17 protein-coding genes and 1 pseudogene are annotated in these 23,036 nt (G+C 45.0%); 7 read left to right on the forward strand and 11 right to left on the reverse strand.

Annotation, left to right across the window (positions count from 1 at the left end):
• Nucleotides 1–59: 59 nt before the first annotated feature.
• The 3 genes from asnS to KKA81_08780 all read left to right on the forward strand — a co-directional run bounded on the left by asnS (nucleotide 60) and on the right by KKA81_08780 (nucleotide 3,741).
• Nucleotides 60–1,511, forward strand: a complete 1,452-nt coding sequence (gene asnS, locus KKA81_08770) for an asparagine--tRNA ligase (GenBank protein MBU2651015.1) — start codon at nucleotides 60–62, stop codon at nucleotides 1,509–1,511.
• An 80-nt stretch (nucleotides 1,512–1,591) separates the two neighbouring features.
• Complete coding sequence (rpoN, locus tag KKA81_08775; GenBank protein MBU2651016.1) at nucleotides 1,592–3,076, forward strand: RNA polymerase factor sigma-54; 1,485 nt, start codon at nucleotides 1,592–1,594, stop codon at nucleotides 3,074–3,076.
• A gap of 53 nt (nucleotides 3,077–3,129) precedes the next feature.
• Nucleotides 3,130–3,741: a hypothetical protein gene (locus tag KKA81_08780; GenBank protein ID MBU2651017.1), complete on the forward strand. Its 612-nt coding sequence runs from the start codon at nucleotides 3,130–3,132 to the stop codon at nucleotides 3,739–3,741.
• A 29-nt stretch (nucleotides 3,742–3,770) separates the two neighbouring features.
• Here KKA81_08780 and KKA81_08785 read toward each other — a convergent pair whose 3' ends face one another.
• The 6 genes from KKA81_08785 to KKA81_08810 form a co-directional block, all read right to left on the reverse strand.
• Entirely contained in the window at nucleotides 3,771–4,433 is a 663-nt protein-coding gene (locus tag KKA81_08785) for a PorT family protein (GenBank protein ID MBU2651018.1), read from the reverse strand.
• A gap of 458 nt (nucleotides 4,434–4,891) precedes the next feature.
• The gene (locus KKA81_08790; protein ID MBU2651019.1) at nucleotides 4,892–5,140 is read right to left on the reverse strand and encodes a hypothetical protein; all 249 of its coding nucleotides are present in this window, start codon (nucleotides 5,138–5,140) and stop codon (nucleotides 4,892–4,894) included.
• Between the two features lie 16 nt (nucleotides 5,141–5,156).
• Nucleotides 5,157–6,281, reverse strand: a complete 1,125-nt coding sequence (locus KKA81_08795; protein ID MBU2651020.1) for a hypothetical protein — start codon at nucleotides 6,279–6,281, stop codon at nucleotides 5,157–5,159.
• A 121-nt stretch (nucleotides 6,282–6,402) separates the two neighbouring features.
• Nucleotides 6,403–7,014 (reverse strand): peptide-methionine (S)-S-oxide reductase MsrA, encoded by a 612-nt coding sequence (gene msrA, locus KKA81_08800; GenBank protein MBU2651021.1) that lies wholly within the window; start codon nucleotides 7,012–7,014, stop codon nucleotides 6,403–6,405.
• Nucleotides 7,015–7,265: 251 nt separating this feature from the next.
• Nucleotides 7,266–7,730: a hypothetical protein gene (locus KKA81_08805; protein MBU2651022.1), complete on the reverse strand. Its 465-nt coding sequence runs from the start codon at nucleotides 7,728–7,730 to the stop codon at nucleotides 7,266–7,268.
• 18 nt (nucleotides 7,731–7,748) lie between these two features.
• Nucleotides 7,749–9,419, reverse strand: a complete 1,671-nt coding sequence (locus KKA81_08810) for a M20/M25/M40 family metallo-hydrolase (GenBank protein ID MBU2651023.1) — start codon at nucleotides 9,417–9,419, stop codon at nucleotides 7,749–7,751.
• A 224-nt stretch (nucleotides 9,420–9,643) separates the two neighbouring features.
• On the opposite strand from KKA81_08810, the gene KKA81_08815 reads away from it, so the two are divergent.
• Nucleotides 9,644–10,777 (forward strand): Fic family protein, encoded by a 1,134-nt coding sequence (locus KKA81_08815; GenBank protein ID MBU2651024.1) that lies wholly within the window; start codon nucleotides 9,644–9,646, stop codon nucleotides 10,775–10,777.
• A 70-nt stretch (nucleotides 10,778–10,847) separates the two neighbouring features.
• On the opposite strand, the pseudogene KKA81_08820 reads toward KKA81_08815, so the two are convergent.
• A pseudogene (locus KKA81_08820) lies at nucleotides 10,848–10,985 on the reverse strand (DUF4143 domain-containing protein).
• A 272-nt stretch (nucleotides 10,986–11,257) separates the two neighbouring features.
• Entirely contained in the window at nucleotides 11,258–13,480 is a 2,223-nt protein-coding gene (locus tag KKA81_08825; protein ID MBU2651025.1) for a right-handed parallel beta-helix repeat-containing protein, read from the reverse strand.
• Between the two features lie 351 nt (nucleotides 13,481–13,831).
• Between KKA81_08825 and KKA81_08830 the strand changes: the two genes are divergently transcribed.
• A complete protein-coding gene (locus tag KKA81_08830; protein ID MBU2651026.1) occupies nucleotides 13,832–15,289 on the forward strand; it encodes an MATE family efflux transporter in 1,458 nt (485 codons plus the stop codon).
• Between the two features lie 33 nt (nucleotides 15,290–15,322).
• Here the strand turns inward: KKA81_08830 and KKA81_08835 are convergent, their stop codons facing one another.
• Entirely contained in the window at nucleotides 15,323–16,204 is an 882-nt protein-coding gene (locus KKA81_08835; protein MBU2651027.1) for a TRAP transporter TatT component family protein, read from the reverse strand.
• A 48-nt stretch (nucleotides 16,205–16,252) separates the two neighbouring features.
• Nucleotides 16,253–17,275 carry an alpha/beta hydrolase gene (locus KKA81_08840; protein MBU2651028.1) on the reverse strand — a complete coding sequence of 341 codons (1,023 nt, stop codon included), beginning with the start codon at nucleotides 17,273–17,275 and terminating at the stop codon, nucleotides 16,253–16,255.
• A gap of 194 nt (nucleotides 17,276–17,469) precedes the next feature.
• Between KKA81_08840 and KKA81_08845 the strand changes: the two genes are divergently transcribed.
• Together KKA81_08845 and KKA81_08850 are read left to right on the forward strand one after the other, a co-directional pair.
• The gene (locus KKA81_08845) at nucleotides 17,470–18,504 is read left to right on the forward strand and encodes a T9SS type A sorting domain-containing protein (protein ID MBU2651029.1); all 1,035 of its coding nucleotides are present in this window, start codon (nucleotides 17,470–17,472) and stop codon (nucleotides 18,502–18,504) included.
• A 121-nt stretch (nucleotides 18,505–18,625) separates the two neighbouring features.
• A complete protein-coding gene (locus KKA81_08850) occupies nucleotides 18,626–20,929 on the forward strand; it encodes a T9SS type A sorting domain-containing protein (GenBank protein MBU2651030.1) in 2,304 nt (767 codons plus the stop codon).
• On the opposite strand, the gene KKA81_08855 is transcribed toward KKA81_08850, so the two are convergent.
• The gene (locus KKA81_08855; protein MBU2651031.1) at nucleotides 20,921–22,945 is read right to left on the reverse strand and encodes a T9SS type A sorting domain-containing protein; all 2,025 of its coding nucleotides are present in this window, start codon (nucleotides 22,943–22,945) and stop codon (nucleotides 20,921–20,923) included. The two genes, KKA81_08850 and KKA81_08855, sit on opposite strands and share 9 nt — an antisense overlap.
• Between the last annotated feature and the right edge of the window lie 91 nt (nucleotides 22,946–23,036).

Genomic DNA, 23,036 nt, shown 5'->3' on the forward strand with positions numbered 1-23,036 from the left:
TCATTTCAGATAGTGTAAAAAGGTTTATTTTTGCAGGAAACCAAACACAATATTCCTTTATGGATAAGCTGAAAAGATTTGATATTAAGGCGCTTCTGGCATCAAAAGACATCAACCGGCCGGTTCTTGTCAAGGGTTGGGTAAGGACCAAACGCAGCAGTAAAAACGTTGCATTCATTGCTATGAACGATGGCACCACCATTCATAATCTGCAGATAGTAGTCGACCTTGAAAAGATACCGGAATCGCTGCTTTCCGATATACAGACGGGCGCTGCCCTGTCGGTATACGGACAACTGGTACAATCGGCAGGAAGCGGCCAGCCTGTGGAGGTGAATGCCGAGGAAGTGACCATCCTGGGGAAAGCCGACCCCGACGAATACCCCCTGCAACCAAAAAAACATTCGCTTGAGTTTCTCAGGGAAAAGGCACATCTGCGTTTCCGGACTTCCACCTTCGGCGCCATCACCCGGATACGGCACGCCATGATCTTTGCCATTCATAAGTTTTTTAACGATAAGGGATTTTATAATATCCACACTCCCATCATCACCGGATCGGATGCTGAAGGCGCAGGGGAAATGTTCAGGGTTACCGTGCTGGATGCTAAAAATCCTCCCCTCGATGAATCCGGAAAGGTTGATTTCAATGAGGATTTTTTCGGCAAGGAGACTAACCTGACAGTATCCGGTCAGCTTGAAGCAGAACTGGCTGCACTGGCCATGTCGAATGTTTATACCTTCGGACCAACCTTCCGCGCAGAGAATTCAAATACCTCCAGGCATCTGGCCGAATTCTGGATGATAGAACCCGAAATGGCCTTCTATGATATCCACGATGACATGGACCTGGCAGAAGAGATGCTGAAGTACCTGATTCAGTATGCCTTGGATCATTGTCGCGACGATCTGGATTTCCTGAATAAACGCTTCCTGGAAGAAGAATCCAAAAAGAAACAGGAAGAACGCTCGGAAATGGACCTGATCCAAAGGTTGGAGTTCGTGATGAAAAATCCCTTTGAAAGAATTACCTATACACAGGCATTTGAGATCCTGAGAGATTCAAAACCAAATAAAAAAGGGAAGTTCCAGTATCCCGTCGAAAAATGGGGTGTGGATATGCAATCGGAACACGAAAGATATCTCGTTGAAAAGCATTTTGGCAGACCTGTGATCGTTACGGATTATCCAATGGAGATCAAGGCATTTTATATGAAACAAAATGATGATGGTAAGACGGTCAGGGCCATGGATGTGCTATTCCCCCAGATCGGTGAGATCATCGGTGGATCACAACGCGAGGAGGTTTACGATAAGCTTTTAAAGCGTATCCACGAAATGAGTATTGATGAGAAAACACTTTGGTGGTACCTTGAAACCAGAAAATTCGGGACAGTGCCTCACAGTGGTTTCGGACTGGGATTCGAGCGTCTTATGCTTTTTGTAACCGGAATGGGGAATATTCGTGATGTAATTCCTTTTCCGCGTACTCCAAAGAATGCGGAGTTTTAATCTTATTTTCTAAACAGATTGTTTTTTCGTTCAATTAGTTGTAAATTTAGGATGCGGTTGTAAACAGGAATAAACTGATCATGCTCAATCAAAGGCTACAACAAAAGCTTTTACAGAAACTTTCTCCTCAGCAGATATTGCTGATGAAGTTGTTACAGATACCCTCTGCTGTGCTGGATCAGAGAATTAAACAGGAAATTGAGGAAAATCCGGCTCTCGAAGAGTTCGGGGATAATGAAAACCTTCAGGCAGAAAGTAAGGCAGAAGAGCCGGTTGATCAGGAAGATACCGGAGGAGATGAGCTGGAAGACGTTTACGATGAAAGCGATGATGAATTTGATATTAATGATTATCTCGATGATGATGAGATTCCCCTGTACCGGCTGAGTTCTGATAATGCATCCCCCGATGATGAACATCGGGAAGTGCCAATGGCTTCAGGGGTAACATTTCAGGATTTCCTGATTGATCAGCTTGGTTTGCGCACTATGACCGAAAAACAAAGGCATATTGCCGAAACGCTGATCGGGAACCTGGATGACTCAGGATACTTAAATCGTGATGTAAGGGCTATGGTTGACGACCTTGCCTTCTCACACAATATTCAGGCGAGCGTGGGAGAAATACTGGAAGTACTTTATATGATCCAGGAGTTTGACCCACCCGGGGTGGGTGCAAGGAATCTCAAGGAATGCCTGCTCATTCAACTCAGACGGATTGAAGACCCTTCGGATGACGTGTTAAATGCCATTAACATCCTGGAGCATAGTTTCAATGAGTTTACCAAGAAACATTATGAGAAGATACTGAAGAGAACCAAATTTACAGATGAACAGCTTAAGGATGCAATCAATGAAATACTGAAGCTTAATCCAAAGCCCGGGAATTCCCTTTCTGAAACTACGAAGACCAACCATTATATCATTCCTGATTTCATTATCACCAATATCAATGGGGAACTGGAATTAACATTGAATTCCAGAAATACACCTGAGCTTCGCGTAAACCGTTCTTATGTTGAAATGATGGAGACCTATGCGGAGAACAAAAATGATAAGAAAAGCAAGGATGCATTTCTGTTTGTGAAGCAGAAGATCGACTCCGCCAAGTGGTTCATGGAAGCTATCCGTCAACGGCAGCATACTTTGATGGTGACCATGCAGGCCATTATGGATTTTCAAAGAGATTATTTTCTTACAGGAGATGAGACCAAACTTAAACCCATGATCCTGAAAGATATTGCGGAGATTGTAAATATGGACATATCAACCATTTCCAGGGTGGCCAATAGCAAATACGTTCAAACCCCTTTTGGTACTTTTCTGCTTAAAAGCTTTTTTTCCGAATCCATGCAGATGGACAGCGGAGAAGAGGTGTCGACCCGGGAGATAAAGAAGATACTGTCGGATTGCATATTAGCTGAAAATAAAGTGAAACCCTATACCGATGATCAGCTTACGGCCATCCTGAAAGAAAAAGGTTATAATATTGCAAGACGGACTGTGGCAAAGTACAGGGAGCAATTAAGCATTCCCGTTGCCCGGCTGAGAAAGGAGCTAAGCTGAATAATCAAGGGTATTATACGATCGTTAACATTCTTCCTGATTAACTGAATCTTATGGAATCAAAAGCAGCCAAAGTTATTTCTATAGTCTTCCAGCCATTGCTTATCCCCACATACGGATTTATTGTCCTTTTAAACCTGAATGTGTTCTTTGCACTGGTATTACCTCCGGTGTCGAAATGGCTGATCATCGGAATGATTTTTACAACTACTTTTGTTTTTCCGCTCATATTCTTGCTGATCCTTTATTATCGTGGTGTTATCAAAACATTACACATGGAATCGAGGGAAGAGAGGATACTGCCTTTTATTCTCACCATCGTATTTTATTATCTTACGTATTATCTGCTGAAAAACATGCAGATCTCTCCCATTTTCTATTATTTCCTGATCGGGACTTCACTCACGGCAGTCATTGCTCTCCTGGTGAACTTTTTCTGGAAAATAAGCATACATATGGTTGGGATCGGTGGAGTACTGGGAGCTTTTCTTGGCTTATCGCTGGTGCTGATGATCGATATTCCCCTGGTTCTGATAATAATCACACTTATTTCGGGGCTGGTTGGATTTGCCCGTTTGCAGCTACACGCCCATACACCGGCACAGGTTTATGCAGGATTCCTGGCAGGTTTTACCATTATGCTTTGTCTGTTTTTGTTTATTTAGTACCAGGAAGAATGCCCTGCCGGCAATTGTTACCACGGTAGTATCATGATCCCGACCGAAATAGGATAGAACTCCGGCCCTCTGTCTTCTCGGAAAACTGTTGAAAGCTGGTAATAGGCCCATACATTGATCCACCGGTATCCAACACGGAACGTTGGCCCGTAACGCCACGGCTCAATCTGTTTTACCCCAATGTTTTTATATTTAACAAGGGTGCCGTCGGTATTTGAAAGGTCTCCCTTATACTTTGTGTGGCTGCTGATCAGGTAACCGGCTTTAAAACCGGCTGCCATCCGAAACCCTTTCTTTGATTTGTAAGTGAACTCAAAGGGAATATCCAGGTATGTCAACGATAGCTTGCTCTTTTTATAGTCGCGGGTAATGTTGGTGAAACTAATCGTATCGGCTTTAATATCCAGTATTTCACCATTACTATATAAGTTATGCATACCAAGCCCACCACCTATAGTCAGAAATAAGTGACTTTTCCCTAAACGATGGTTGTACTGGAATCCTACGTTCGATCCCTGGTTCATGAATCTTGCGTCCAAACCATCGGGGACATCCATCCAGAAATCATTAAAAACAGCAACATTGATACCGAATTTCTGACGAGTGTCTTCACTGACAACCTGTGCCATCATCACAATTGAAGCCAGAAATAATACAAGGGTAAAAAGGGTCCTTTTCATGAGTAAATGGGTTTGTGAATCACAAAAATAATATAATATCCTCATGTTATGGAAATATCATGCCAAAACTGCACATGGAGTCAATATATATTTAAATTTTTAGATAATACGTATTTTCCCCACCTGCAATCTGGCAGGTACGCAATTTCCACACCTGAATTAATTCGTTGAGTATTATTGAAAACGGGTGATTTCCTCCGTTGACAAGGCGTGCTAATCTTTGTTACTTTGTTGTATCCGATTGTTGATAAAAACCAAACGGTAGCTAAAAATTTAAGCCATGATTACGACAATGCTTTTTTTGTTCTTATTAATAATCTCAGCATACTTGAATGCTCAGAGCCTGGAAGAAAAAAATATTCCTTGTTTTATAATGCAAGACCGATAAATTACGATTCCCCTACCAGGCCCATATATATTCCCGGCCCCGGATAACACTCGTTACTGGGGCTATTTTTTTACCAGGGTTTTACAAAATCGGAAGGTTTGTACACATGGTTCCTGACAACAAGATAGCTGGCATTATCCATTTGAGTTCTTTTCAACGGATTTTGCATCAGAAAGCACTGAAGCCAGGCAATGGGTGTAACGATGAAGATATAAAGCAGTCCGAGTATTCCCGCCATAAGGATTAAACTGATCGCCGGTAATAACCAGAATTTCTTGCGTGTTCTCATGAAATCCCATAGATCTGTTATCTTTTCCATAATATTGAGTATTTATTTATTGCATAGTAAGGTTGTTCTGGAGAATAGTCTTTTTCTGTTTGAAATAAATATAGTTGACTGCCAGGGCGGCTCCAATGGCAGCACAATCATCTGTGCAGCCATGCGGCATGTAAATATTCTTGAATATTTCTGTTTTTCCCAGGAACTCTATATCCAGGTCGCCGGTAAAAAGGTCCCCGGCAAGGCAAAGATTTACCGAACCGGTCAGGAGGCTTGATTCCCTGGCTAATTTCACAATAATTTCTTCCCAGATGCCCTGCAAAGCCAACGCCAGATTGTAATGATGGGGTTTAAAGTCTTGCCCTGACCTTCTTCTTTCAAACCCCAATACCCCTTTCCAGGCCGATGCATTGATCCGGCTTAGTCCGGATACCGTCCTGAAAAATTTTCTGCTTAACGACAAACTGCCATCATCGGCTATATGAACCATTTCCGTCATGATGATTTTACGGAAATCCGCCGTTTGATCGGAATGAGATTTGCCTTCGGATGCCAGAGCCAGGAATTCTTTGTCCGCTGACAATGAAGGAAGCCCCAGATAATAACGGAAGGCTGCCCTGAGTATACCCAGTGAGTTTGGATAGCGCAGGTCCTTGATGATTTTGATGTTATTCTTATGTCCGTGGCATATCGATGTTGTGGCCCATTCTCCTTGTCCGTCAATGATCAGGATGGCCGCCTCTTCAATGGGAGCAGGATAAAAAGTGGCAGCAGCAAGCGATAGATTGCATTCGCTGAAAAGTATCGGTGTTTTGTCGAGGTCTATATCACCCGATTTCTTTAATTGCTTTTTGATGAATGCTTTGGTGAACAGTTTTTCTCTGACCCTGACCGGCATCGTGGTTGCAAAACTGTAAACCCCTTTGGGAGCGTAAGCATAATACGTTTCAAGCTGCTTCTCCAGCTTCAGAAAGGGTTTTTCGAAAAAGACAATAGCATCCAGCCCGGATGCCGGTATATTCGCCATAGCCAAACAATACTCTATGGCATTGACGGGGAAAGAGGTATCGTAAGGTATCCCGGAGAATGTCTCCTCCTTGGCTGAAACGGCAACTTGTCCGTCTTTTACCAGACATGCATTGGCATTGCTATAAAATGCTGATATTCCCAGGATATTCATATATTGGATGATAACCGAATCAGTTAAATATACTTACACAATGACGCATGAGTCAATGTAAGATAAGTAAGCGGTAAGATGGAATCAGTTTCCGGTCGGGGGCTATACTCTTTGACCGGAGCTATTTCAGCTTGTCGGCAAAGACTTTCCTGAGCTTTTCCAGCTTTGGTTTGATAACCAGTTGGCAGTAAGGTTGGGAGGTATTATCGTTGTAATAGTTATGATGATAATCTTCCGCAGGATAAAAAACCTCCAAAGGTTTAATTTCTGTGACAATGGGAGCCCGGAAGGCACCCGATTCATCCAGTTTTTTCAGATAATGCTCCGCCAGCCTTTTCTGTTCAGGATTGTGATAGAAGATGACGGAACGGTATTGCGTACCCACGTCAGCTCCCTGCCGGTTAAGGGTCGTCGGGTCATGGGTTTGCCAGAACACCTCCAGCAATTCATCGTAGGAGATGATCTCCGGATTGTACACGATCTGCGCTACTTCAGCGTGACCGGTGGTTCCTGCACAAACTTCCCTGTAAGAGGGATTTTTTATATCCCCTCCCGAATACCCGGGTTTAACCGATTCAACTCCTTTCAGCCTCTGAAAAACCGCCTCCACACACCAAAAACAACCTGCACCAAACGTCGCCGTGTCGGCAGATGGCTCCGAAACCTTCGGGTTGCCCGCACTAATGCTTAATAGTATTATGGATGATATCATGGTAAGAAACACTCTTTTCATTTTTCTGCTTCAACATCTGTTTATAATTATCCGCCTTAAAGCGTTTCTTACATAACGAACAAGCCCGCTCCGGTGTTCATTTCGTGGCTGAAAGATCCTTACCAGGAAAAAAAGAACGCTGAGCAGAGAGTTTCAAAATTAGTACCAAAGACCATATTGGTCGTATATTCAATGAATTACGAATAAAATTTGAGATCAAAAAAAAGACGTTTTTGTCCTATGGTGTTCACTTGCTGTACGGAAGTGAACTGTTATTGCATCAACACGCTTTGAACCGGATACCAGAAAACACCAATCAGCAATGCCGTGAGCAAGGGCCGTATCATGTTTTTCCAGGTTGTGTTCTTCCTGGCAAAAATGTTGTATCCATGGTTAATAGCCGATTGTAACAGAAAAAGCAGAAAAGTAAGCACAAGGGTTACATTGGCCATAGGATTCCAATGGGCAAAATAAACAAGCAGAGCCATGAGGGCAAAGGATAAGAAGGCAAATCCCGTCTGTTTCTGGTAATCGCTGCCTTGCTCGTAACCGGTTGCTTCTGCGGCTTTTTTTGCGAACAGAAGTCCTTCGATGGCGGAAAACCCCGCGATGGAACCAAGGATCCAGGGTGTCATGATGTGCAGGATCTCTTCGGGGGTATCTCCAAGGTAATATGCCAGGAATATGCCAAGTCCAGTTCCGACGATTCTAAGGATTTCAAGGATTTTAATGATCATGGGTATATGGTTTATGGGTTATTGTTTTGGTTTGTTTCGACTCAAATTGACTTTGTCCAGTTTCCATGCATTCAGGAAACCGAGTTTGACAATGCGTGTCATCTTATCGATGTTAACCTTTTCGATCTCATCCGTAGGTTGATGGTAATCGGTTGTAAAGCCGGCCATAAAGAATGCGAAAGGAATGCCTTTCATGGAGAACGGAGCATGGTCGCTGCCTCCACGTCCGCCTTCCGATGCACGAAATCCGATATCCAGGCCCAGTTCATGGGTTTCATTGTTCTTTTTGCTTATTTCTTCCAGGATGGGATGTGATTTGGAGTAGGAAAGGGAACATTTGTTTTTCAGGGTATCGTTGCGGGAATCCCGTGAGATCATATCGAAATTCAGGTTGAGCAGAATGTTCTCCACGGGTTTTACGGGATGGTCGACGAAATAGCTTGAACCAAGCAACCCCATCTCTTCGCCTGTCCAGGCTGCGAAAACGATTGTCCGCTCCGGCTGTTCGCCGGTTGCAAGAAAGGCCCTGGCGATGGTCATTACACCCACAGTGCCGGATGCGTTGTCATCGGCCCCGTTCCAGATGTAGCCATCGTGAATGCCGAGGTGATCGTAATGGGCGCCCAGCACGATCAGCGAATCAGGATTTTTCCCTTCGATCATACCGATTACATTGCGTGCTGTGACGATCTCCGATTCCATTGTTGTCACAAATCCGGCCTGTTTCCCGAAAATCTCCTTCGACATGGGTTTGGGCCGCGCTGCTATTGATTTATGGAATTCATCAGGATGGATGCCCGAACCATCGAGGAGGAGGTTCATGATGGCAGGGGTGACCCGGATGATCAGGGGATTGGTCTTCAGGGTGTCTTCCGGAAGACTGAAATCGTATTCATAAGGTGATTCCAGCTCTTCAGGGCCTTCATAAATAGCGGATTTAAAGCGGAATGGCAGGTTAACTGTCCAGTCTTTCTGTATGCCTTCATAACCGGGTTCAATAACGGCGATGGCTCCTCTTTCACGGGCTTCCTTATTCTTGTCGCGGTTGAGATAATAATACCCATACCGGCCTTCCGGATGGAATTTGCGGAAGGCTTCGGAGGCTGTATCGTTAATTCCCGGGAACCCGGCAAGACGGATGATGATCTTGCCGCTGACGTCCACACCCTGGTAATCGTTGTACCCTTCCTTTTCGTTCACATACCCGTAACCCACAAAAACCACCGGTGCTGCCCCGCTCATGCTTACCGGGGGCAAACTGCCGAATTCGAAGTCTGTCTTGTAGGTGAAATGAAAAGTAGATTCACCATTCTTGTTTTTCTTTGTCACGGAAAGATGCTGTTCCTTGCCGGCTTTGCTTTTGATCAGACTGAATTCCTGGAAAAAGGAACGGTATTTTTCGGGTTTCTTCCCTTCCCACCGTTCTTCCCGCGTAAGTTCCGTAAAACGGTAATCCCCGGCCGGGGCCAAACCATAGATCTTGAATATGCTCGCGATATAATCCCCGGCGATAAATTCACCCTTAGTACCTGTCTGACGACCTTCGGTCCAGTCGGAAGAAAGGAACTCAAGCTGGCCCTGAACGGCTTCGGTGGTGATGGCTTCGAGGCCTTTGGTTGCGGGGTCTTCCTGGGAATACACCCACGAAAAGCATAATGCAAACATCAAAATAGCGAAGATCTTTTTCATGGTTTGGATATTTATTCGTGTGCAATATAAATAAAAAGCGGATACTGGATGCAGTATACTTGTTAAAGGTTGCTGATTGAATTATTCGGTAACTTTAACTCTTCCTGCAAGCTACCTGTAAGCAATCTTCTCATATTTGCAGAAAATTGGTTTTGTGCAAATAAATATTGTTATATTTGCAGGAAATTAGATAAGTGCAAATAAGATGATTTATATTCGCAGATATGTATATTAGGGATTTTATATCGGGAAAACAGGAGAAGCAATATCAGTACAGGAGTTTTCTGCCCAATCCCGTTAATCATGCCTGGATTACGGCTGATGAGAAATTGGACCATATGTTGAGCAGGGCGAACATCTGTTTGGGAGAATTGAATGCTTTTTCTTCACTGGTGCCTGATGTTGATTATTTCATCAGGATGCATGTCCAGAAGGAGGCGTTGACGAGCAGCAGGATAGAAGGGACACGTACCCGGCTGGAAGAGGCATTACAAAAGGAGGAGTATATTGATCCGGAAAGGCGGGATGACTGGCAGGAGGTCAGGAACTATGTGCTGGCAATGAATACAAGTATTGAAAGCCTTTCCCGTTTGCCCATCAGTGGCAGGATAATCCGGCAGGCACATAAGGTACTATTGCAAGGAGTAAGAGGGGAGCATAAGCAGCCCGGTGAATACCGTCAGTCACAGAACTGGGTGGGTGGCTCATCAATTCAGGATGCGCTTTTTATTCCTCCGCATCACACAGAGGTACCGGAGCTCATGAGTGACCTGGAAAAATTTTTGAACAATGAAGACCTGATGATTCCTGATCTGATAAGAATAGGGATTGCCCATTATCAGTTTGAGACCATACACCCATTCCTGGATGGTAATGGAAGGATAGGACGATTGATCATCACATTATTCCTGGTTAGCAGAAAGGTTTTGACCAGACCGGTGCTTTATCTCAGCGATTTCCTGGAGAAAAACAGGGTTCATTATTATGATCGTCTTACCCGTGCCCGTGTTCAGAACGACCTTGCTCAATGGCTTATCTTTTTCCTGGAAGGTGTAAGACAAACAGCAGAAAATTCAATTATCACTTTCCGTAAGATCATAGATATGAGGCAGCGGCTTGAAACCCATGATATGCCCAAGCTCGGGAAAAAGGCACCTTCAGGCATGGCTTTGCTGCGGTTATTATATTCACAGCCGGTAGTGGATGGTAATGATGTTGCAGAAATGTTGAACGTGAACATCTCCACAGCCCTCAGGATGATCTCAGATTTTGAAAAGCTGGGCATCTTGCAGGAAATGACTGGTTACCGGCGTAACAGGGTATTTATTTTCGGGGAATATGTGAGCCTGTTTGGGTAAGAGGGAGAAGGCGGGGTGATGTAAAATCTTCGATTGCATACAATCGATCTTCGAAATATTTTATCAAAGATTAGTTAAAATAAACTTCCAGGTCAATGATCTTGTTTCCTTTTTCAATGACAAAATCCATTTCAAAGTTCCGCTGCCGCCAATAGTAGACCCTAAAACCCTCTTTGGCAGAGTAATTGAGTAAATGAGCGCCTAAATATGTCTTTCATAATGGTTGGCTCAATCAACGCATCCAGCATGTATTGTCTCCATCTGTTTTATCAGGGTTGTTTTACAGGATTTCTTGATTTTCTTATTGTGGGGTAGAGTAAATTGGTGAGATGCTGGGCAGGTTACAGGTTGCAGGCTGCAGGTTGCAGGAGTTTGGGTTTGAGTTATGAGTTATGAGTTATGAGTTATGAGTTTAGCTTCCTGCAGCTTGAAACCTGTATCCTGTAACTTGAAACCTGCCCCCCTTTTACCTTCCTCCTCTCATTTCACCAAAACTTTAATATTCCATGAAGCATTTTTCCCCATTGCCCTTATCACATACATCCCTGCCGGCCAGTTGCTTACATCGATCTCGTGGATCATGGGACTGCCTGCGGTTTTGGTGATTTGCCGGTTGTAAACTGTTTTCCCGAAGGAATTGTATACCGCTATTTCGCTTTTCCCCTCCAGATTTTCATTCAGGAGAAGATTAATGCGGTCGTGAGCCGGGTTGGGAAAAACGGTGATTCCTGGATCCTTTATTGCATTATCGCCAATTCCCACCCCAGGTGACGAAAAATGTATCCCGTCCAGCCACAGCTCAAAGCCATATTCCCAGGTGTCGGCGTGGAATTCCAGGAAGGAGATATCGCTGAAGGAGACATTGCCAAATATTGTCCGGCTCCAGGGGGATGCTCCGGTCAGCGGGATAGCGTAATGCTTCCACTGGTTCATGGTCGGGTTCAGGATGGTGCCGGCAGAAGCCGTGTATTTGTAATACCCCCCGCAATCATTTCCCAGGATGAAATTGCAGTACTGGAAGCCATATCCTGTGTTGTTCACGCTCCTGATCCACAGGAACAAGGTGTCGGTTTCATGCAGGGCCCAGGATGCGATGGAATCACCCCCCGGCCGGTAAAGCATGCCCAGGTCCCAGCCATTGCCGGTACTCAGGTGTATGGAGGCGTTCCCTTCCTTTTTGTTGACCGTATCCCAGGATGTGATGGTCGGTTCCCAGAGACCATAAGACCAGCAGGCTTCAGGGTATGAAAACCAAACAGCCGGGGGCTCAGCAAGATCGGATACAGGGATGTGCTGCCAGGCAGGATCCGGGCCGGGGGTGAATGGATGCCAGATAACCTCGCCTACCGAAGAATTATCGTGGATGTCGTAAATATTACATGCGATCACATCTTCGTCGTTCAAACCGAAATCATTGGCTACCGCATATATTTCCTGGGTGCTCCGGTTCTCAATGTGATAAAAGGTACTTCTTTTAAAAAGGTTTCCGGTAATGGTATCATGCTGTGCTTCTCCTTCAATGTAAATACCATTGCGGTTTTCCAGGATGTCGTTGTGCTTCACGATCAGGCCTTCCGTCTTTTTGGCCGAGATGGCAATGGTATTCCCCTGTATGGTATTTCCCAGGATTTGGTAATCGTGGGAATATTGATTCTGGTAGGGAGGAATCCCGTCTCCTTCCCAAAGCTCTATCCCTGTGGGGTTTTCGTTGATGATATTGTGCGTGATCGTATTGTTGTATCCCCTGTCGATGGCAATGCCGGAATGTTGATTGCCGATCACCTCGTTGCTGTCGACCAGGCTGTTGAATGAATAACCCAGCCAGAACCCGTAATGGCTGTAGTTACAGAGGTTGTGTTTGTAAACATTGCCATCGGCAAAAGTGGCCTCAATCGCGTTGTGCGGCGAATAGGAGCAATCATTGTAAGCGAAATAGTTGTTGTTGGGTATGCTCGAATATTCATATTGTCCCAGGAAAATGCCATCGCCGGAATAGGTGAAGTCATTGTGCACAACCGTGTTTTCGTTGGATACGATCAGCAGGATGGCCGCACAATCGCTCGGGTCGGTTTCACGGTTCACATGGCTGCAAACATTGTGATGGATGTAGCAGGAATCGGTAAAATTCATCCGGATACCAAATCCTGTGTTCCAGTTCAGGATATTGTCGTGGATATGGATACTATCGCAATCATACATGGCCACCCCGTCGTTCTGTTGCTGCATAGTGTTATCGAAGACTTCCACTGCCCGGCACTGGTCCATCAGCACACCACCACCCAGTGCTGAATTTACGCCGGTCCAGATAGAGATCCATCCTGTGGTATCTTTTTTATTATGTGAAAACACATTCCCGTTTATGATGATATTATGCGAATTTTTAATCTTAACGGCATAGTAGTAATCTTTTACCATTTCGAAATTCCGGATGATGATGTCATGTGAATTCTCAATAATGGCCATGTAACCCTGGTCATCCGCGCCGTTTACGGTTACGCTGTCGCCATCGATGATGATGTTGTGTTTGTTGATGATGCGGATGACCCCGTCTTTTTCAGGATCAGGGAAATTATACGTGCCACCTATGATGTTATACCAGGAACCGCTGGGAATATCCCAGTTGTCCTGAAGGGGTATATATTGCTGTGCTGAAAGGCTTGAATACAGGAATAATCCTGAAAGAATTACAATGATATTTTTCATAACTGCCGGTTTTGGTTTCGAATGCAAAAGGTAAAGATTTTTTTTGGATATTTAAAAATCCCTGTTTATTTTTGGAGTCTCATTACTTGCCGATGAAACCTATCATCATTACCGGCTTTCTTTTTGTGACCTGCTAAGGTCATACCGGACATATTCATCCGGTTGTTTTCGGAATTATTTCCCGGAGCTTTTTTTCAATTAACATATTTTTTATTCATCAAAATTTCGGAGGAAAAACCATGAAAAATCAAATTACCCTTATGCCAGGATTTGTGATTAACATCCTTTCGGGCTGTTATGCCCTGATAAACCATTTGAAACTGTTAAATCCCAATCAAAAACGAAAACGAAATGAAAAATAACCATAAAGCCAGGCATTTTCTACTATTTTATTTACCTGTAAGAAAGATCACTACTTTCCGGTGGAAAAGTTTTTACAGGGATCTGTATGAAGCCATTTCCGGTTCGGAGCAGGATTTTACGCAAGGCAGCCTGCGACGGGCCATTTTTCTTCTTTCCATCCCAATGGTTTTGGAGATGTTGATGGAATCCATCTTTGCCATTGTTGACATATTCTTTGTTTCCCGGCTGGGCGCTGATGCTGTGGCCACGGTAGGTTTAACCGAAAGCATGCTGACCATCGTTTATTCGTTGGGAGTGGGCTTTGCTATGGGCGCAACGGCACTTGTTTCACGGCGTATTGGTGAAAAAGACCCGGAAGCAGCGGCTACTTCAGGCTTTCAGGCTATAATAATCGGAGTTGTATTTTCAGTTCCCCTGGCAATAGCCGGGATCTTTTATGCCGGCGATCTGCTGGAACTCATGGGCGCTTCTCCTGAATTAATAGAAAGCTATTCGGGTTACCTGCGTATCATGCTGGGATCCAATGTGGTGATTATGTTGTTGTTTATAAACAATGCCATCTTCCGCAGTGCCGGTGATGCGGTGGTAGCCATGCGCGTGCTGTGGTTCGCCAACATCCTGAATATCATCCTTGATCCTTTGCTGATCTTTGGTTTAGGACCTTTTCCCGAATTGGGCATAGAAGGTGCTGCCATAGCTACCGTTATTGGAAGGGGACTGGCGGTGATTTACCAGTTTTACCTGTTATTCAGGGGATCAACGAGGATTGTTTTACGGAAAAAGAATTTCCGGATCATCCCTAATGTTATGACACGCCTGATCAGGCTTTCATCGGGTAACATCGGTCAATACCTCATTGCCACGGCAAGCTGGATAGGTATGGTCAGGATCATTTCCGAATTCGGGAGCGAAGTATTGGCCGGTTATACCATTGCCATCAGGATCATCATTTTTGCATTATTGCCAACTTTAGGAATAAGTAATGCGGCTGCTACTCTGGTAGGACAAAACCTGGGAGCCGGTAAGCCCGATCGTGCAGAGAGATCCGTTTGGGGTACCAGTAAGATCAACGTGGTGATCCTGGGTATGATCGGACTTATGCTGGTTGCCATACCTGAGTTTTTCATCGGGATGTTTATCGGCGATCCTGCCGTTCTGAAATCCGGTTCAGCCTGTCTGAGGATCATCGCCAGCGGTTTCCTCTTTTACGGTTTCGGTATGGTGCTGGTCAATTCGTTCAATGGCGCCGGTGATACGATGACTCCTTTATGGATCAACCTCTTTTGTTTCTGGGTGGTTGAGATTCCTCTGGCATATTTCCTGGCGATAACATCAGGAATAGGCGAAAACGGGGTTTATTATGCCATCCTGATCGCCGAATCGCTGATGACCATCACTGCATTTGTGATTTTCCGGCGGGGGAGATGGAAGCTGAAAGTTGTTTGACAGAGACAGATGACATCTGCCCCCGGGCAGATGTCATCTGAATATTTCTTCCCGCTGATCCAGCAATTCCTGCGATTGACGCTGAAAAAAAACATTCCAGGGAAAAGGATTCCCTGCTTTATGCGGATCCTGGTTGAGAACCCATTCCAGGTCGCTGACAAAAGCTTCTTCCTCTCCTGTTAAAGAATACAAATATTTTGCTCTTCCCCAGCGGTTTACAAGATAAGTAGGACCAACTTCAATGGCCTTGTTAAAGTATTCCCTGGCTTTTTCCTTGCTGCCTCCAAACTTTTCCGGGATGGCAACATAATAAATGCCCCTTGAAAATGCATTGCCTCCACCGGCCCAGGTAGGATCGATCTTGTCCATGCGATCCATGATGATGTTGTTGTGTATGACAAGCCGGGTATTAAAAACCCTGCCTAGTCCTGACAAACAATCCTTGAAATAATTGAAAATGGCGGTGTACCAGTATCCCATGGCCCATATTTCCCGCTCTCCAAGCACCTCGCAGGCCTCCCATACAGGAACTCCCTGATCCGCGAGCTTTTTAAATTCAGGATTCGTGTACATCGCCGCTTCACAATACCGTATGGCTTCTTTGTAATAGCGTTTCCGCTCACTTTTTTTACTTGCATAGGCGGCGCCCATGAGAATGTTGTAATTGCCTGTCTTCCAGAGCGCGTAGATGTTGTCGGGGTCGTATTGCAGGGCTTTTTTATAGGTCGCGATCAATTCCTGCACTTTTGCAGCATCATCGGCCTGTTGCTCCAGGGTGGCAGCCTCGTCCAGAATGGCTGAGGCATCCTGTTGTATGCTGCCGTAATCGATCTCTTTCCAGCCCGGTTTCCAGGAAACGCAGGAACTGCACAAGATGATGGCAGCAAATAATGAAATATAAATGGGTTTTTTCATGGGTATAATATTTATTTGTGACAGATGACATCTGCCCCGGGGGAGATGTCATCTGATTAAATCATAACCAAGTCCTTCCGTATTGACCCTGAAAAGGGTTGTGTCACTCAGATCAGGCTGTTCTCCATGGAAAATGGTATTGTAAAACTCCCTGAGGTTGGGTATTTCTTCCATTATTTCTCCCAGGAAATAGGTGTGTGAAGCTCCGGTTGGAGTCCTGAAACCAACCGTTTCGGTGAAGTTGATATATATTGCATTGCCGGCCAGCGGGGGATAAATGCGTTCACCAAGCTGTTTTCCATCGTTTGTGAAGAACCTTACCCCGTTAAGGTTAAAATCCATTTTGTTGCTGGTCACATAAATATTTCGCGCAAAATTGATCTTCTCCAGCCATTTTTCATGCCCTTCTGCATTCACGGCCGCGGCGTTAAGTACGAGATTGTCGAAAAGGCCGGGTTGCAGGTTTATTGTGATGCTGCTGTCTGTTGCAACTCTTTCCAGGAAGTAGTTACCCAGGCTGTGATGGAACATGGTAAGCCGGGAGTTTTTCCATGGACTGTCAGGGGCAGTCTTGTATTCCTGGATTAGTTCAAGCATGTTGTAAAACTGACCGGCCGACAAGCGTACATTATTTTGTGAGTTTTTAAAGTTTTTCGTGCCAAACGATTCAGGAAGTCTGGAAGGCCATGTGAAAAGCAATACATTTACATCGTATGTGTTTTCAATTTCCAATCCGCGGTCCGCAGCCTCATCAAAAGCTTTATAATCTCCATGGACGAAGACCACGATGTCTTTTCCTGAAGGCATATCCTGTAAAAGATCGTTGAGATCACTCCGTAACTGGTAGTTCCATCTTTCCATCGGACATTTGCAACCTTTGACAAACCTGAGCCGGCCCTGAGGGTCAACCTTGCTGCCAAAAAACATTCCCGGTTCGTCCGGTGGGTTAATGGTCCGGTTGGTGATGATCCAGATGCAGGAATCCTGTTCCTGGCCGAATACAGACAGATTCCATGTTAACAGGAAGTTAGCGAGAATCAAAACAAGCAGGTTATTCCAGATAGTATTCATATGCATTTTTTTAGGCACTTAAATATAGTTAATATTTGTTTATTCATTCTTAATTATTTAAAAACCATATCCATTTGCGAAGCGAAACTGTCCATCGGTAAATTGAAATCATTTGTTGATATGGATTTGTTTGATCCTTCCTGATAAAATATTACCTTTAATTCGTAATAAACTATTAACCAAAACCCAATACCATGAAAAATTTTACCATGCTTAAAAGCGTAGTTTTAGTCCTTTCTTTTTTGTTCAGCAGTTTCTTCATTTTTGGTCAGAGCGTTCTTTGTGTCGACAGGGATGGTAGTTTTTATTCTGAAAGCTTTACCGATGTCTGGCCACGTTACCAGGAAGTACTGGATGCCCTTGGACTGACCTACGATTATTTTGAAGTGGAAGATCCAGCCAACAACGGGCCGGATGCTACCGCCATGAATGCTTACGACATTGTTCTTTGGTTCACCGGAGAAACCTGGCAGGAGAGCCAGACCATGACCAATGACGATGAGTTTAACCTTTTACTATACACCAGCGTGAACAGTGGTAAATTGCTCCTTTCCGCACAGGATTACCTTTGGGACCGCTACAGCTCTGCCGGTGTATTGTCTTCAGGTTCTTTTCCTTATGATGTTCTGGGTTTAAGGGAAGTACTTCAGGATGTCTGGAATCTAGATTTTCCTGATACTTCAGTAGTAGCCGGTGTGGCAGGTTCCCTGGCTGACGGGATGTTATTCGGAATAGAAGACTTGTACACAACGGAATCCCGTGAAGGTTTATATATTGATCTGATGATTGACCATGCGGGACAAAGCCTTCTTGAGATGAGTTATGCAGGATCCGATAGTGTTACCGCTATTCAGTATGATGCCGGCAATTATCGCACCATTTTCTCAACGGTTTCACTTGCCTGTGTTATCCAGCCGACACTTAGGACAGAATTGTTGGAGCGGATGTTTGCATGGTTGATGGGCACAATTGGAACCCGGGAAATACTGCCGGAGCAAAACCTCGAAATATTGGTCTATCCAAATCCGGTGAAAGATATTGTGACTATCGGAACGGACGTGGATATAGATGAGTTGTGTATTTACAATTCGATGGGCCAACTGGTTTATCAAGCTGAACCGGGAGATTATAAGGTTCAGGTTAACCTTAACGGTTTAAATCCCGGGATGTACACCATTTTAGTGAATACTCAATCCGGGGTAAAGACTTCCAGGATGCTGGTTGAGTAGTTTGTTCAGGACATTAGTGAATTTCTATAAATAAAAAGTCTTCCAGGTTTTTTAAATCAGGAAGACTTTTTATATTTAGGTTTAATTTGTATATTTCGATGGAAAATTAATCCATATCATTATGAAAAAAATTTTATTAACAGGGTGTATCCTGTTCCTGACAGGTGTTTTATCCGGACAATCACCGCTTTTACAATCGGAATATATTATTGGAGGTCCACCTGCCGGCCAGATCTGGGAGTCTGTCCCGGATATTCCAGGCATAAAGGAAGAGGTTATGCGTGAACTCGACTATGACTCGCTGAACATGCGTTTTACAGGTAACTGGCCTTACGGACAAAGTTATTCCGTTACATCCTCACCTACCGGAGATACGGTTTTTGTGGGAAGTGGGGGAGGAGTGCTGATCATGGATGTCAGCGATCCTTATAATCCTGTGCAGATCTCAGAAGTGAGGGCCCGGGCACTGGTAGATGCCAGTTATTATGATCCGGTTACCCAAAGATTATACCTGGCAGCGTATTTTTCAGGAGTTGAGGTTTGGGATTTGTCAGATATCGTAAATCCTGTGAGGATGAGCCGGATTCCCACCAATAGTTACCCAAGGGGAGGCATCTTTGCCCGGGGCGATTATGTTTATATCGTTACCGTTGCCGATGGATTTTATGTTGCCGATGTCAGCGATCCGTGGAATCCTGTGATGATCTCCCATCAGATCGTCAGCGGTCCGCTGATCTGGAACTCTTCTTTCGAGGGCAATTATGCCTATCTTGCTTTGGGTACATCCGGTTTCAGGATCATCGACTTTTCCGATCCCTACGACCCGGTGATTGCCGGTGTGGCTTCAGGAAATACCACCGGTATTTTTGTCATGGACCAGATTGCCTATGTAGTTGCTTATGATTTTGGGCTACGTATCTTCGATGTAAGTGATCCGGGAGGGGTAACTTCATTAGGTACACTTGCCGTTGAAGGCTGGCCATACCGTGTTACCGCATATGGCAACTATGTATATATTGCCAATTCCACAAGCAATCCGGGTGGCGGGGTCAATGTTGTAAATGTGGCCGATCCGGCGCTACCTGAGTTTATAACTACCGTGGAGGGCTATCAGAACTTTATTTCCTGCGGCAGTACTGTGGTTGCCGCCACCGGGAACAGCAGCGGTTGTCTTATCCTGGATGTTACCGACCCGGAAAATCCCGTTCATGCAGCCGATATCCCGCATGCCTGGCACATTACGGCTGTGGAAGCTTCAGGAGATTATGCGTACACGGGGAGCAATGGTTTCCGTGTGTTTGACTTGTCAGACCCGACACATCCTGTTGAAACCGGTTTCGAACCGACACAAGGGGCTTTGGTTGCCGTGAGCGATACCCTCGCCGTTTATATCCCCAAGAGCATGACCTCCAGTAATCCCGTAAATATCATGAATGTGAAGGATCCTTATAATCCTGTGAAAACAGGACATTATACTGCCCCGGTAATGACGTATGATATCTGCCTGAAAGATCATTATGCTTTTATAGCCTGTTGGTGGGACGGATTTCGGGTGGTGGATTTCAGCAATCCATCCAATCCAGTGCTGGCTGCTCATGAATTTGGCTGGACCAACGGGGCTACGCCGGGTGTGGAGTGGTGCTATGTGCAGGCTTTGGACGTATATTCGAATTATCTGTATCTGATCGATTATAAGCCTTTTGAGGATGAGGATACCAAGGGATTATATATTTTCGATATTTCCAATCCCGAAGAGCCTCAGTTTGTTTCACGGTATGCAGGGCTTTTCAGTGCAGGATACGATCTGGCAGCCTGGGGTGATTATGTTTATGTGGCGGATAATGTAGGAGGCTTCGAGGTTATCAATGTGGCAGACCCTGCCAGTCCTTATTCGATGGCCTATATCACCCTTCCTGATGTTGCCTGGCAGCTTGATGTTACCTGGCCTTATGTTTATGTGGCCACGTATATCAACGGCGGTGTGCAGGTTGTGGATGTCTCGGATCCTGCCAATCCTTTTATTACAGGATATTATCAGCGCTCAGGCTGCTTCGCGCTTGGAGTGACGGCATGGGAGAATTATGCCATCATCGGTGACGGTCCCGCAGGATTTCAGGTCTATGATTTTATGCTGGCTACAGGCATAGCGGAACCGGTTGCCGGACAGGTAACAGGATCCCTGCATGTTTTTCCGAATCCGGCTGCTGATTTCTTTACCCTGAAAACCAATGAACCTGTTTCCGGAAATATCCACGCTTCCATTTATAATGCTCAGGGTCAGGAGGTATGGCATTATTCCTGGTTTATGAAAGAACCCGGACAATTGGTGAAGTCTATAAATGCCTCTTCCTTACCGGATGGTGTATATCTGATCAGATTAAATACCGGAAAAGAAGCATTTTCAGGCAGGGTGGTGTTATTTTAACACAGCCACTTTGCTATGATATACCACTCCTTCTGTATCCCTTATTTCCAGGATATAGATACCGTTGGTAAGTTGGGATAAATCAATGATATTTGAGTTTATTTGCCTAATGGATTTTATAAGTTCGCCATTAAGGGAATAAACCATGATTTCTCCGTTATCCATGGTCCCAAGGTTTATGATTCCGGTGGTCGGATTGGGATAAACACTGATCAGCCTGTTTTCCGGATCTTTGATCCCGGTTTCAATGTCCCAGTTGATGGAATAACGGTTATGTGTCATCAGGTCTTCTGCGAAAACATCGACGACAGTAGTTCCGGGAAGCGTATGTGCAGGCACGACAACCACGATAGCCTTATCATCAACAGGGATACCTTCAACGAGGGGGACATCAGTGGTTCCTGGTGCCAGTTCGATGGTGTAATCAAACACCTGGGGGTCAAAGCCGGGCACCTGAACACCGTCGTAAGTCAGGTCACTGAGGTGGGCTTCCGTGGCGAAAACACCGTTTTCGACGGAGTAGGCTGACTGGAAGATTTTCTTGGAGCCGAATTCCTGGAATAATACCAGTACCGAAAGGTCATCAATTTCTTCTATGAAGGTGTCGATCAGATCTACCGTAAAATCAAGATTTACCGGTTCCCTGTCTGTGGTATTCATTACCGAACCATCGGCATCGGGTATCATTTTCATCATCACATGGTGGAACTCGGTTTCCCCGTTGGATGCGACATTACCGTAAGTTGTATTCTCCATCACAATGATGTGGGCCCTGAAGTCTGTAAATCCTGCAAAAGGAAGGACAGCCGCGTTCACGGTGATTTCTGTTCCATTGATCTGGTGGGAAGAGACCAGGCTAACATAAGTCGGTTCGGCTGCAGCAGCATTCACGGCAGCCTGGATAGCGCTGGTATTGCTTGATACCAGTGAACCTTCCACATTCACCCAAGGCACGTAGGAAACACCATAATAATTCCTTCGAACCCCACCTTCTTCTGTGTAATAGGGGTCACCGTTTCCTGGCCAATCCATCTGATATTTCACGAAGGTAAGCTCATCCGCGTGTGTCTCCAACCAGGGATTCAGCGTTGTGTTGAGCGTGGCACAAGGGCCGCAGGTGGAACTGGTAAATTCTTCCAGGCAGGGCTTGTTGGCCACAGTATGGCTAACAACGCTGATGTGCTTGCTTAAAGTGTCGTTGGCCGGATTGTCGTCGTTGATGCCATTCACGTTTGACAACCATACCTTCAGGTTATAGGAACCTACAGGGAAGTTAAAAATATCGGTACAGGTGAAGTTATAGCTTTCGGTTAGGTTAAGGTTCAATCCTGTGAGGTTGGTGATATTAACTATGCCACCGTTGGCCTGCCAGTTTATGTCAATGTCAGTAATGGTAGTATTTCCAACATTGGTGATCTTTCCGGTAACTTCTGCCGGACCATTCAGGTAAGGATAGGTTGTGATCAGGCTCATGGCACAATCGAGACCATAGGGACGGAACAGCACGATATCGTCGATGAACCATCCATCCATATTGTATGAGTTCCCGCTGAAATAGATGCAAAACTGAAAATCAGCCTGACCGACATCGTCATTGGTAATTTCCAGGATCTTTTCCTCTGCGGCAATATTGCCGGTAGGACTGACTTCCCACACAATATTCCATACACCGCTTCCCTGCGAGGTAGTGGCTACTCCGATGGAATAAGCAGTACCGCTGTAATCGTCAAGCATGTGCCTGAACTGAAGAACGACGTTGGATGCTCCCGTCAGGTCGATGAGCGGGGAGATCAGACGACTGTCATCGTTAAACTGTGGACTCCAGTTCATCTTGGCTTCGGGTGCAATACCCCCTGCGTTGACGCTGTTGCTTATACTCCAGTTGGCAGCATGGGCATCGATGCTCCAACCCGACGGAGGCATTACGCCGCCGCTGAAATCTTCTGTGATCAAAGTCTGGCTATAGGATATTAATCCCATAACTGCCAGGATCACAATCATGTAGAATTTTTTCATAGTAATCAGGATTTTGAATTTGGTTAATATACATTCGCAAAAATAGAAGAATATGAAAACGAACTCAAAGAATTGCATGAATAAATATATA

This window comes from Bacteroidota bacterium (genome assembly GCA_018831055.1).
Classification (GTDB): domain Bacteria; phylum Bacteroidota; class Bacteroidia; order Bacteroidales; family B18-G4; genus M55B132.

Excerpts from the sequence above, each read along its gene's own strand:
- KKA81_08850 (MBU2651030.1), top strand. The coding sequence starts at position 18,626 with ATGAAAAAAATTTTATTAACAGGGTGTATCCTGTTCCTGACAGGTGTT.
- KKA81_08845 (MBU2651029.1), top strand. The coding sequence starts at position 17,470 with ATGAAAAATTTTACCATGCTTAAAAGCGTAGTTTTAGTCCTTTCTTTT.
- KKA81_08835 (MBU2651027.1), bottom strand. The coding sequence starts at position 16,204 with ATGAAAAAACCCATTTATATTTCATTATTTGCTGCCATCATCTTGTGC.
- KKA81_08780 (MBU2651017.1), top strand. The coding sequence starts at position 3,130 with ATGGAATCAAAAGCAGCCAAAGTTATTTCTATAGTCTTCCAGCCATTG.
- rpoN (MBU2651016.1), top strand. The coding sequence starts at position 1,592 with ATGCTCAATCAAAGGCTACAACAAAAGCTTTTACAGAAACTTTCTCCT.
- KKA81_08825 (MBU2651025.1), bottom strand. The coding sequence starts at position 13,480 with ATGAAAAATATCATTGTAATTCTTTCAGGATTATTCCTGTATTCAAGC.
- KKA81_08815 (MBU2651024.1), top strand. The coding sequence starts at position 9,644 with ATGTATATTAGGGATTTTATATCGGGAAAACAGGAGAAGCAATATCAG.
- asnS (MBU2651015.1), top strand. The coding sequence starts at position 60 with ATGGATAAGCTGAAAAGATTTGATATTAAGGCGCTTCTGGCATCAAAA.
- KKA81_08855 (MBU2651031.1), bottom strand. The coding sequence starts at position 22,945 with ATGAAAAAATTCTACATGATTGTGATCCTGGCAGTTATGGGATTAATA.
- KKA81_08805 (MBU2651022.1), bottom strand. The coding sequence starts at position 7,730 with ATGATCATTAAAATCCTTGAAATCCTTAGAATCGTCGGAACTGGACTT.
- KKA81_08795 (MBU2651020.1), bottom strand. The coding sequence starts at position 6,281 with ATGAATATCCTGGGAATATCAGCATTTTATAGCAATGCCAATGCATGT.
- KKA81_08790 (MBU2651019.1), bottom strand. The coding sequence starts at position 5,140 with ATGGAAAAGATAACAGATCTATGGGATTTCATGAGAACACGCAAGAAA.
- msrA (MBU2651021.1), bottom strand. The coding sequence starts at position 7,014 with ATGAAAAGAGTGTTTCTTACCATGATATCATCCATAATACTATTAAGC.
- KKA81_08810 (MBU2651023.1), bottom strand. The coding sequence starts at position 9,419 with ATGAAAAAGATCTTCGCTATTTTGATGTTTGCATTATGCTTTTCGTGG.
- KKA81_08840 (MBU2651028.1), bottom strand. The coding sequence starts at position 17,275 with ATGAATACTATCTGGAATAACCTGCTTGTTTTGATTCTCGCTAACTTC.
- KKA81_08830 (MBU2651026.1), top strand. The coding sequence starts at position 13,832 with ATGAAAAATAACCATAAAGCCAGGCATTTTCTACTATTTTATTTACCT.
- KKA81_08785 (MBU2651018.1), bottom strand. The coding sequence starts at position 4,433 with ATGAAAAGGACCCTTTTTACCCTTGTATTATTTCTGGCTTCAATTGTG.